Genomic DNA, 12,546 nt, shown 5'->3' on the forward strand with positions numbered 1-12,546 from the left:
CGTATTTTCATTAACAGCTTTTTATTAAACGTTTTTTATTAGAAAATACTTTTATTTAAGCCCTAAAAAAGCCCTGCCATTGCAGAGCTTTTTCATTCTTTAACCTTGTTAATGACTTAGATATTAATCATTTACAGGGTTTTCAGGTTGGTAGTTTGAATGTGATGGTTTTGCAAAGGCAAACTTAACAACCTGCAATGCCACACAAACAGCACCAGTGATTAAGACCACATCACCAAAGGTACGAATCCAACGTAGTGTCTGTAAGAAATCTTGTTGTAAGAAACCTTCACTACGAGCGTACCAGAGACCTTCGGTCATTGATGCGTGCGCTTGGAAAATACCGATCGGTAATAAGCTGGTGACAATCATCAATACCAAGCCTGCATTTAGCGCCCAAAAACCGGTTTTGATAAGGTTTTCACTAAATACATAATCTGGGCGGATATAACGCATGACCAGTAAGACAAACCCGATTGCTAAGAATCCATAAACTCCGAATAAAGCAGCATGTGAGTGAACGGCCGTGGTATTTAACCCTTGTAAATAGAACAGCGACACAGGTGGGTTAATCATAAAGCCAAACACCCCTGCACCCAACATATTCCAGAATGCGACCGCAACGAAACACATGATAGGCCATTTAAGTTTATTCATCCATGGCGCTTGACGCTGCATAGACCAATGCTCATAACCTTCGTAACCTAATACAACCAAGGGTACAACTTCTAAAGCACTAAATGACGCACCGATTGCCATCACTGGCGTGGTTGTGCCTGAAAAATATAAATGGTGGAAGGTACCTGGGACACCGCCGAGCATAAATAGTGCGGCTGAAGCGATGGCAGAACCTGTGGCGATTTTTTTGTTGACCAAGCCTAAGTTATAGAAAATGAAAGCCAATGATACGGTGGCGAATACTTCAAAGAAGCCTTCTACCCATAAATGTACCACCCACCAGCGCCAGTATTCCATGATGGTCAAGTGTGTACGCTCGCCGTAGAACAAGCCGGCACCGTAGAATAAACCCACGCAAACGACTGAGGCAAAGAAGATGGCTAATAAGTTTTTATCACCTGGCTGTTTAAATGCTGGTAAGCAACCACGGGTCATTAATACCAACCAGAACAATACGCCAACCCATTTTAAAATCTGCCAGAAGCGACCAAGGTCAATAAATTCATAGCCTTGATGACCAAACCAGAAGTTGTATTTTGCAGGCATAATGCCGGCAATCGCAAAGTATTGACTAATAAACGAGCCAACGACCACGATAATGAGTGCCACCCAGAGGATATCAACGCCCAATTTTTGGTATTTAGGATCTTTACCACCATTGATAAGCGGCGTTAAGTACAAGCCTGCCATTAAGAAAGCGGTGGCAATCCAAAACAATGCTGCCTGAACATGCCACGTACGTACTAACGAGTATGGGAAGTAATTTGAGACGGCAATACCGTAAAACTCTTGTCCCTCAACGGTATAATGCGCGACGAAACCGCCAATAAATACCTGAAAGACAAACAGCCCCATGACTAAAACACCGTATTTTGCCAACGCTTTTTGCGAAGGTGTTAACGCTATTTTGGTTAATGGGTCAGCATCTGGTGTGATTTCCTTAACGTCTTCTTCTTTACGTAAGAATGACCAACCCCAAATGAGGAAACCAACCCCAGCAATTAAGAACACCACACTGGCAATAGACCACATGATATTTTCTGAGGTTGGTACGTTATCAATTAAAGGCTCATGCGGCCAGTTATTGGTATAAGTTGCGTCAGTACCAGGACGGTTGGTAGACGCAATCCAAGTGGTCCAAAAGAAAAAGTTGGTCAGTTTTTGTCTGTCTTCAAGATCTGCCAAAGTATTGTTCTTCATGGCAAAGTTTTCACGCGACTTTTGCAATGAAGGCTCATTACCGTATAGACCGATATAGTAAGGCGCGACTTCATTGATGGCGGCGATACGCGTATCAGACAACACCACTTGATTTTTATCATTGGTATTGCTACCACGGTATTCTTTTTTCAACTGCGCATTGAGCACCGCTTTTTGATCGTCTGTTGCAGTGGCAAAATCATGCCCATATAATTCTTGTGCTCTGATATCTAACCAAGCCACAAGCTCTCTGTGTAACCAATCTGCCGTCCAATCAGGCGCTTGATATGCCCCATGCCCGAGTACGGAGCCTAGCTGCTGTCCACCGGTACGCTGCCAAGCAGATTGACCGTCTAAAATATCTTCTTCTGTGATTAAAACCTTCCCATTGCTGTCAATATACTGATCAGGGATAGGAGGTGCGGTACGATAAACTTCCACGCCGCCCCAGCCTAAAAAGGTAAAGGTGACCACGAGGACGGCGATTAAGCCCCACCAATACTTCTTATATTCGCCCATATCTTGCTCCTAATGGCTAGATAGATAATTTGAACACTTAAACATACATTTAAAATGAATTTTTATAAGTGTAATAACGTTTCCAAAAATAAAAAACTAAAGTTGCCTATTGCGATAAATCTATGAATAATCATGTATGATATTAAGCCTAATATAGATTGAGAATTAAAAGTAAAGGCTCAAATTCAAGATGATGTCATTGCCAAATGGATAGATTTTATCGCTTCATTGGCTAAAATTATTTGATGATTATTTACATCTAGCATCAAATTGGAAACATCTTAACATTCATTTAATATGAATGTTAAGAGTTATTTCGACTTATTCTCATTTTTATCATAAACTGCACCGTTCACTCTTTATAAAACCGTCAGTTATCTTCTTTATTCATAACCAAATTTAGATAAAAAAACTCAGGATAACAAAAACTTGTGCTTAATTAATGTGCTGAATGAATATGCATAAAAAAAACCAGACAACGCTACGTTATCTGGTTTTTTAAGTTTACTTTATCTACTACAATCTTTTCGAATATTTGTTAAATAGATTACGCCGCATTCAATTTTCTACTTACTCGGCAAGCGATAACAGCTGATAACTGCGCTCAATGACCGGCGCATCGACCATATTACCCTCTACTTTAAAAACTGCTTGCCCACTGCGCTCGTATTCTTCGATTACCCGCTGCGCAAATTCAAGTTCACTGTCTGTCGGTTGCAGTGCTTGCTTGACGATGTCTACTTGCTTAGGATGGATACAAAGCATGCCAGACATACCCATCTGTGACCATAGCTGCACGCGCTTGTGCAGACCTTTACTGTCATTAAAGTCTGCGTACACACTATCAATAGGCGCGAGCAATTGATGGACTTTTGAAGTCAGAATAAGCTGATAGCGAATTTGATTGGCGATGATATCCGCTGACGCGGTACCCACTTGTACTTGTAGGTCGTTGCATAGATCTAAAAATCCATAGCTAAATGTAAACAGTCCTCTCGCTTTTGCCATCTCATCAATACGGTATAAGCCCATCGCACTTTCTATCAAGGCAATCACGGGCAGACCTGTCTGTTGGTAAAATTTTTCGATATCTGCTGCTTGTTCCGCTTTTGCTAACAGGACACCTGCCAGCTTAGGCAACTGTTGACATAGCGCTAAATCCTTAATAAATTCAGCACTACCCGCTTGATTAATACGCAGCCAAATCGGGCGATAGCTTTTAGCCTCATGTTGAGCATCATAATAGTCTTTCAAAGCCGCGCGAGCTTGGGCTTTGTCTGTTTGCGCAACCGCATCTTCTAAATCAACAATCACCGCATCCGCACCACTGGCAAAAGCTTTGGCTATCCGATCTATTCGCGTTGCTGGCACAAATAACCATGTCTTGGTATCAGCAAGTGATTTGATGACAGCTCGGTAACTTGGCGATTCAATATGGATATCGATGCCCATGTTTTTATGCGCAGGCTGATTGCTGGAAGCTGACATGCTTGATTCCCTAGATGAATAGATAAATATCCATCTTATCAACATTCAGCATTATTGTGCCATGACAAAAGCACTTGTAATAGCACAATAACTTTATAGAAAAATATCTTTAACGATTAAGATTCTTCTGGTTTATCAAACAACTTTTCGATAGGTTTACTGTGGATTTTAGAGCTATTAAACATCGACTTATTGCCTGTCTCACTTTCTGTCCAAAAGTTGATATTAAACTGGGCATCATCACTTAACTCTACACGGTGCCAATACTGCGGCGGGCTGACAGCAAACTGCCCTGCTTCGATAACAATGGTTTTTTCTGGTTCAGTCGCAGCTTCATCGGCAAAACCATAAAAAGTAACCGTGCCTTGCATGACACATATTTGCCCGTATACGCCCTCTGCCGTATTGTGATGGGTCAATAAAGCATTAGGGACTTTGTCTTTGGTAAAGAAGTGGGTTGAACGTTTGATTTTCCAATGGCTTGGGATGACTGGATTTGTGGTAGCGTCACTCATGATAGCTCCTTGGTTTATTTCATTAGATTAGAATTATTAGCCCTATTGTTATTTATCTTAATGCTTTTTATTTTTACTTATCTTAAAACAGAAAGTTTTATCGATAAAAATAAAATATTTAATGATAATAATTATCGTTTTTATAAAATAACATTTTTAAAAACGTTTTGCTACTCTCATATTTTTGACGACGGATAATAATGAAAACTGTAAAGTCACGCTTTAGTCCCTATTAAGTAGTAGGGAAAGGCGTACTTATACTGCTTTCGCTCAATAGTTATGCAGCCTGCTTGTTGCTATCTTGTGCCCATTACCAGCATCAGAATTTATAATGGGGACATTATCATGCATGCAAAAGAGTTACTTGAGCTTGAACGCCGTGATATAAGGGCACTTCACTATACGTGGATTGCCTTTTTTCTCACCTTTTATGTTTGGTTCAATATGGCGCCGCTTGCCACGTCGATGCTACAGACCGAAAGCTATTTGACCTCAGATCATATTAAATTATTCCTTATTGCCAACGTCGCTTTGACCATTCCTGGTCGCGTGATCGTTGGTATGGCATTAGACCGTTTTGGTCCTCGGCGCGTTTTTTCTATCCTTATGATAGTGATGGCGATACCGACTTGGTTTTTCGCTTTTGGCGATTCTGCCATGCAGCTATTCGTCGCGCGCTTATTTATGTCTATCGTTGGCGCAGGTTTTGTTGTCGGTATTCATATGACCGCTTTATGGTTTAAGCCAAAAGACATTGGCTTTGCTGAAGGCTTCTATGCCGGTTGGGGTAACTTTGGTTCCGCCGCCGCTGCTATTACCATACCCACTGTAGCCTTACAGTTTTTTGGTGGTGACGATGGCTGGCGCTGGGCAATTGCCTTATCTGGTTTGCTATTAGCTGTATATGGCGTGGCTTATTGGTTTTTAATTACTGATGGATCAGAGGTCGGCACCCATAAAAAAGCACGAAAATCAGGGGCTTTAGAAGTCTCTACTTGGAAAGACTTGTGGTTATATTGCTTATTTATTATTCCTTTATATGGCGTATTGGGATTGCTGGTTTATCGCACCCAAGCGATGAATTTCTTAAGTATGACGGGCGCTATCGCTTGCTACGGCGTGCTGGTATTGATGATTGTCTATCAGATTTATAAAGCCATCAGTGTGAATGTACCAATTATTAAAGCCGGTATTCCAGAAGATGATAAATACCCCTTTAAGTCCGTCGCTGCGCTAAATGTGAGTTACTTTGCTAATTTTGGCGCAGAGCTAGCAGTGGTTTCCATGCTGCCGATGTTCTTTGCGGCGACTTGGAAACTGGATCCAACCGTAGCAGGTTTGATTGCGTCAACTTTTGCCTTTGTGAATTTATGGGCGCGTCCCCTTGGCGGTTATATCTCTGATAAAGTCGGTAATCGCCGTTTGGTCATGCTGATTTATATGTTTGGTATTGGCATTGGTTTTGTGCTGATGGGCGTGCTCAATGCTGAGTGGCCGCTATTTATCGCCGTGGTGTTTACCATTTTGTGTTCGGTATTTGTACAAGGGGCAGAAGGCGCGACGTTTGGGATTATTCCTTCGATTAAGCGTCGTCTAACCGGTCAGATATCAGGTATGGCAGGCGCTTATGGTAACGTTGGCGCAGTATTTTACTTATTCATTTACACCTTTGTACAGCCTAACCAGTTCTTTTATATCATCGCGGTCGGCGCATTTATTGCGTGGATTGTATGTTATTTCTGGTTGGAAGAACCTGAAGATGCCTTTGGTGATGAATATAAAATGTCCTCTGTCGATCGGCAGATTGCGGCAGAACAAGGCTAGTTATTAATAATATCTTCGATAAAAAACAAAAACCCACTTAGCTAGAGTTAAGTGGGTTTTTAATGCGCGCTACACTTATCGCAATTTACTCTAGCCTAACACGACAGGCACATTGCTATAACCACCTAATGGCGGCGGCTCACGCTCTAAAGGAAAATCCGCCGCTAACAGTAAGTCTTTAAAATAGGTCAATAATGCTTGGGTGGCGATTCTAAGCTGCCAAGTAGCAAGCACCCGCCCTGGGCAGACGTGCTTTCCGATACCATACACCAGATTAGCGGCGGCATGCGCTTCGGGGGCAAAACCGTTGTCGCCAAATACCACTTCATCGCGATTGGCTGACGTCCAGTTTAATTGTACTCGTGCTCCTTTAGGTAGCTTATGCGCGCCAATGGAAACGGGACAAGTAGTAATACGGCGGTTCGAGACAAATGGATCATCGATACGTAATATCTCGTCGATGATGGCCTCGAGTTCGCTATCAGAAGCCTTTGTCCAAACGTTTACTTGCTCAGGATGCTGCGCAATATAAGCGATAATAACGCCCACGCATAAAGCAATAGAACCCAAATCACCGCCTGTCCAATTACGTAATATAGAAACCAGCTCGGCTTCGCTTAGCTCATGCCCATTGATGCGCTCACAGCATAATTGAGCGGTGATGCTATTCATATGAATGCTGTTTTTAGCAATGCTAGCGCTAAACATGCCAGCCATTGCGTCAGCATTACGATACGGGCTTATCACCAAGCGAATAATATCATCGACTGCATTGAGCGTTTTACCTTTTGGTAGCTCACTCATTAATTCTGTTGCTACCTTTTTAAATACAGGGACATAAGGCATCAGCGCTTCTTTACTAAGATAGCTATCAATCAGCACCCTAAAATGCTCGTGCTCTGCGCCGTCCAAACCATTGGGCACTTGCAAAAAACGCGACACCTGACTAGAAAATCGCTTGTCATCTAAAGCAGCCGCCACCACATCAGCATGGCGTAATAACACCCACTCACCTGCTTCATCTTTTATCACATCATGCTGCTGACGTAAGTTATCAGTCAAAGCGCGCAGGTCAATTTCTTTACTAATAATGACCTCAGCATTCAAATTAATGGTTTTTTGGTCAAGTAAGCTGGATGTCATAATAAATCCTTACAGCAGTGTATTGAGTCTTGTAGAGCATCTCTATTTCTTAAAGATTTTATGAGGAATCTTATCAACATGATTCCCCATAAAATGCTCAAATCTATAAGGTTTTAACGGATAAAACAGTACGATTTAAGACCCTCTTTACTTAGACAAATGATTCACTGTCCACACCGCCGCCTCTACCCGCGTGCGCAGACCAGTTTTATTGAGGATATGCTTAACGTGTACTTTTACCGTTGATTCGGCAATATCTAGATTATTGGCAATCATTTTATTACTCAGCCCTTCAGCAATCATCTGAATGACTTGTAGCTCTCTACTGGTCAGATTACTGGCGATATCTTCAATACTAGGTGTGCGCAACGTTTGGGCAAGTATCGAAGCTAAGTTGGGACTAATAACCAACTCGCCACGCAGTATTTTTCTGATATCAATAATAATCAGCTCAGGCTCCATATCTTTTAACAGATAACCGTCGACGCCCAATTTTAACGCCTCTTGTACGTCCTCACCGCTATCTGAAACCGTAAACAATACGGTCTTGGTATTGATGTTGCGGGCTTTGATTTCTCGTAAAGTTTCGATACCGGTGAGCACCGGCATTTTATGGTCAAGTATCACCAAATCGACATCGTTATTTTCCAAAAATGCCAATGCTTCTTGACCATTGCTGGCTTCACCAACGACTTTGACATCGTCTTCAAGACTTAATAATTCAGAGATGCCGCGGCGTAACATCGGATGGTCATCGACCAATAATAGGCGCGCGGGCGACGTACTGGTATAAACTTTGGTGCTCATAACATACTCACAAATAAAAAAAATGGTACAAGAATTTTATTATTTAACACGTATTAACTAAACAAATCAGGCAAAAAATTAAACGTCATAACAATAAGTTAAGCGCTTAACACTATCGTTCTCTTAACTTATAAATAAGCGTCCTGATTATTTTCTTCATCAAAGAAGTTGGGCTCAAACCTGACGGTGATAATGGTGCCGCGTGGTTTATTATCAGTCACGATGAGCTCGCCGCCGATATTGTGAGCGCGCTCCTTCATAATCATCAAGCCATGGTGCTGGGTTTGATCGACACTGCCTGACATGCCAACGCCATCATCGATGATACGCATGAGGATATGCTTATTACCTTCTTCATACTGCAGATGAATCTCGACATTTTGCGCTTGTGCATGCCGACTGATGTTCGATAGCGCTTCTCTAGCAATCTGAATTAAATCTATCTGTTCATGAGCGCTCAAATTGAGCGTCATAATGTCATTGTTTACCTTTATGATAAACCCGCCTTTTAAAGCAAATTCACTAGCGGCTTCATGCAATGCTTCATCAAAATTATCATTATCGATGGTTAAACGAAACGTTACCAATAAGTCTCTTAGCTGCCGATACGCCGAACCCAAACCCACCTTTATTTGTTCGATATTCTGATAGATAGCGGCTGCCTCTGGTTCGCTCATTTGGTTTTTGAGGTGGCGCTCTAAAACACTGACTTGGATTTTTAAATAAGACAACGACTGCGCCAAAGAGTCATGCAATTCTCTGGCAATGGTCGAGCGCTCTTCAAATAAAATCAGCTGATGCTCTTGCTGTCTTTGTTTACGCAGCGATAGCGCGGTACTGATTAGGTTGGTCAGCGAGACGATGAGCTCGTTATTTTGTGCATCTAATTCAGGACTGCTAAACGGGAAAATACTCCCTGCCTCTGTCATTCTTATGCGCTGTTCAGGCGTTATATAATTACCAGTCTCATTATTATCATTAATACCATCATCAGCGATAAAAGAGCGATTCATCACCAGTGCCGACTTTGGTCGCACGCGCAATTCTCCAAACGCTTCTTGTTGATGGACAATGGGATAGGTCTTGGTATGCTCGCCATTTTTAGTGATACAACTGTCACAGCTAAGCTTTTTGCACAGCTCTTTCATTTGGTCGCCATGCAGCACGATTGAGTTTTTATTGGTGATATATTTATTCTGGATACACAAGGTAAATTCTAAATGCGGCAAGGTTTTACTAAAATCTGCAATCAAAGCATCGAGCCGATATAAGCTCACTTGGCTGGTGGTCAGCGATTTTGAAAAGTCATAAAACAGCGACAGTACTTGATTGGCTTTGACGAGATGCTGGGTTTTTATCTGCACTTCACTTTCAAGCGAGCGCTGATAGGTTTCAATCGTACTTGCCATGTCATTAAAAGAATTACCCAGCACTTCAAACTCTCGATAGCCCTTGATTGACACCCGAGTCTGGCTCTTACCTCTTTTAAATTCATTATTGGCTGTAATTAGTTGCTTAATGGGCAGGAGTACCAATTTTTGCATTCGGCGCATACCGATAAATACCATAATAACGATGAGTATCAATGAAAGTATTTGTAGGTTTTGCTGCCAGGTCTGGCGCTGCTCGTTTCGGTACTGCAGCTCACCGACAAAGTGATTCACATCTTCGATATAACGCGATGAAACGCTATAAAAACCTTGCTTGTCTTGCGCTAATAACGCCGGCTTTAAATCTTGATACCATTGCTCTTTTATCTCATTAAGCTGCTCATTGATGCGCACATGTCTATTGGCGCTCGTTAGCTGATAAACCTGTAATTCTTCGAGTCGATTTTCCATGTCTCGACTGAGAATATCTATCTTTTCAGGGTTAGTTTTATTAGCGAAGTCTAATTTGTCTTGTTTGGCGCTCTGCTTATTCTCTGTATCGCTTACGTCGTTTTGGCGAATATTTAAACTTGGGCTAAAAGGATGGTCATCAGAAAAATCTGTCGCTATCTGAAAGTTGATACGATAGGTTGCCATGCGTATTGAGCCTGCCGTATTAATGGCTTCAGCATCAGATTTTGCGACCCACGCCAGTGCCCCACTCCCTAGCGCCGACATCAAAGATAAGATGGCAATGATGATAATAGCGCCCCAAGCATGAAGGGCTAAAGACTGCCTGCGTTGATTAGAACTCATGAATAGCATTCACCCAGCAAAATTAGCGGAAAAAAGGGTTAAATATGGCCAGTGAAGCGCTCTGTTTAAAAGCGAGCGCACTTAAAGTAAGTTAAACGTAATTAGATTCGCAACTACCGTACTTCAATACTTCAAAAAAGACCACTTTAAAACAGGCCTTTAAAAACAAACATTTAAAATAACAAAAACGCTTACTGATCAATAAAAAAGCAAACTTTTGGTAATAACTCTGCGCCTAATATACCCCTTTTAGCCATCAGTATACCACTATGTATGAATACTCTTCATCGCGATAACGAAGTACTGTGAGGTATCATTTTTATAAGATTGATAGTTATCATCATTGGTTGTCATGATTGCTTGACACGATTAACTGTCATGGCTAACGGTCATAAAAAACGCCTTGGCAACCAATATAAATTTTCCGCATCAATCTAACATATACATAAGCGGTCATCATAAATCAATAAAACGACTGCCTATGACAATTTTTATAGCTACTTAGCATTATAAAAATATCCATTATAACTAAGCATAGATGATATTAAGTGAGGAATAGTATGGGCAATGATTACAACTCCAAAGGTGGTAAGCTCATCACTGACTGGCGACCAGAAGTAAAAGAGTTTTGGGAGGGTGGCGGTAAAAAAGTCGCCCGTAGAAATTTATGGATATCCATTCCATCCTTACTATTAGCGTTTGCGGTATGGATGGTATGGAGCGCGGTCATCGTGCGCTTACCAGAGATTGGTTTTGATTTTGATGGCGGACAGCTATTTTGGTTAGCGGCGCTGCCCGGTCTATCAGGGGCAACGCTACGGATTTTTTATTCTTTTATGGTCCCGATTTTTGGTGGTCGTCGTTGGACAGCGATATCGACTTTATCTCTGTTGATTCCAGCGTTATGGATGGGCTTTGCGGTACAAAATCCTGAAACGCCGTTTATGACATTCGCCATTATTGCGCTGCTTTGCGGCTTTGGCGGTGGTAACTTCGCTTCGTCCATGTCCAATATCTCGTTCTTCTTTCCAAAAGCGGAACAAGGCACTGCACTTGGTTTAAACGCCGGCTTAGGTAACCTTGGCGTCTCGGTCATGCAGTTTGTGGTACCGATGATTATATTGGTAGCAGCCTTTGGTAGCTTAGGCGGCGATCCGCAAGTTTCTGCAAGCGGTAAATTGTTTTATCTACAAAATGCTGGCTTTATCTGGGTACCCTTTATCCTACTATTTTCAGCGCTGGCTTGGTTTGGCATGAACGATATTGCCACCGCCAAGGCTTCTTTTAAAGACCAAGCGGTTATCTTTAAACGCAAACATAACTGGATCATGTGTATCCTTTATATGGCGACCTTTGGCTCGTTCATTGGTTTTTCAGCCGCGTTTCCGATGTTGATTAAGAACTCGTTCCCTGCTATTGATGCGCTTAAATTTGCCTTTTTAGGTCCTCTGGTCGGCGCACTATTTCGTCCACTAGGTGGCTGGATATCTGATAAAACCAGCGGCGCAAAAGTCACTTTTTGGAACTACATTGTGATGGTATTGGCAGTATTTGCGGTGATGTATTTCCTACCTAGCGAAACCCATGAGGGCAGCTTCGTTGGCTACTTTATCTCCTTTATGGTGCTATTTATCACCACAGGTATCGGTAACGGCTCGACCTTTACCATGATTCCGGTTATTTTTAGAACCTTTCATGACCGCCGTGAGCCTGAAAAAGCAGGGACAGAAGAGTTGTTTGTCGAGATACGTAAAGAGTCTGCAGCGGTGGTTGGGTTTACCTCGGCAGTCGCCGCCTATGGCGCGTTCTTTGTACCGAAGATGTTCGGTTCAGGACTGGGCGTCGATGGCACTTTTATCGCCTTAATTGTCTTTTATGTTCTTTGTATTGTATTAACTTGGTGGTATTACAGCCGTCCTAACGCTGAGATTCCTTGTTAAGCTGATTCACTTATATAAAGCTATTAAGGATATTTCTTTTAATTCAAACGTCTCTCTTTATAGTGCTACTTGCCAGCGTAAGTAGCACTTTTTTTGTTTTAAATACTTGTTAACGACTTTTGAGTTATTAATCATCATTAATAACTTAGATTTAATAGTGTTTTAAATGAGTTCTCAGTTTTAGCAGCTACTACTAAGGTGGTAGTGCTCTGCTCATGTTAGCTGATAGTAACAGCGTGATCGCTT

Annotated in this window: 8 protein-coding genes; 2 read left to right on the forward strand and 6 right to left on the reverse strand. The window is 41.9% G+C overall.

Going from position 1 to position 12,546, the window contains the following annotated elements; translation table 11 throughout:
- Positions 1–123: 123 nt before the first annotated feature.
- The 3 genes from AC2FA3_RS06765 to AC2FA3_RS06775 all read right to left on the reverse strand — a co-directional run bounded on the left by AC2FA3_RS06765 (position 124) and on the right by AC2FA3_RS06775 (position 4,400).
- Positions 124–2,397, reverse strand: coding sequence for a nitric-oxide reductase large subunit (locus AC2FA3_RS06765; protein ID WP_490508924.1), 2,274 nt, complete (start codon positions 2,395–2,397; stop codon positions 124–126).
- A 570-nt stretch (positions 2,398–2,967) separates the two neighbouring features.
- Complete coding sequence (locus AC2FA3_RS06770; RefSeq protein WP_490508925.1) at positions 2,968–3,885, reverse strand: HpcH/HpaI aldolase/citrate lyase family protein; 918 nt, start codon at positions 3,883–3,885, stop codon at positions 2,968–2,970.
- 116 nt (positions 3,886–4,001) lie between these two features.
- Positions 4,002–4,400 (reverse strand): TehB family protein, encoded by a 399-nt coding sequence (locus tag AC2FA3_RS06775; RefSeq protein ID WP_490508926.1) that lies wholly within the window; start codon positions 4,398–4,400, stop codon positions 4,002–4,004.
- 345 nt (positions 4,401–4,745) lie between these two features.
- Between AC2FA3_RS06775 and AC2FA3_RS06780 the strand changes: the two genes are divergently transcribed.
- A complete protein-coding gene (locus tag AC2FA3_RS06780; protein ID WP_490508927.1) occupies positions 4,746–6,224 on the forward strand; it encodes an MFS transporter in 1,479 nt (492 codons plus the stop codon).
- 90 nt (positions 6,225–6,314) lie between these two features.
- Here AC2FA3_RS06780 and AC2FA3_RS06785 read toward each other — a convergent pair whose 3' ends face one another.
- From AC2FA3_RS06785 to AC2FA3_RS06795, 3 genes are all read right to left on the reverse strand, one after another.
- The gene (locus AC2FA3_RS06785; RefSeq protein ID WP_490508928.1) at positions 6,315–7,367 is read right to left on the reverse strand and encodes a cytochrome P450; all 1,053 of its coding nucleotides are present in this window, start codon (positions 7,365–7,367) and stop codon (positions 6,315–6,317) included.
- A gap of 147 nt (positions 7,368–7,514) precedes the next feature.
- Entirely contained in the window at positions 7,515–8,174 is a 660-nt protein-coding gene (narL, locus tag AC2FA3_RS06790; protein ID WP_144297175.1) for a two-component system response regulator NarL, read from the reverse strand.
- A gap of 128 nt (positions 8,175–8,302) precedes the next feature.
- Complete coding sequence (locus AC2FA3_RS06795; protein WP_490508929.1) at positions 8,303–10,360, reverse strand: histidine kinase; 2,058 nt, start codon at positions 10,358–10,360, stop codon at positions 8,303–8,305.
- A 560-nt stretch (positions 10,361–10,920) separates the two neighbouring features.
- Between AC2FA3_RS06795 and AC2FA3_RS06800 the strand changes: the two genes are divergently transcribed.
- On the forward strand, positions 10,921–12,300 hold the full coding sequence (locus AC2FA3_RS06800) for a NarK family nitrate/nitrite MFS transporter (protein ID WP_490508930.1): 1,380 nt from the start codon (positions 10,921–10,923) through the stop codon (positions 12,298–12,300).
- Positions 12,301–12,546 lie beyond the last annotated feature (246 nt).

This window comes from Janibacter sp. CoH_79_TC_3, from assembly GCF_058197955.1.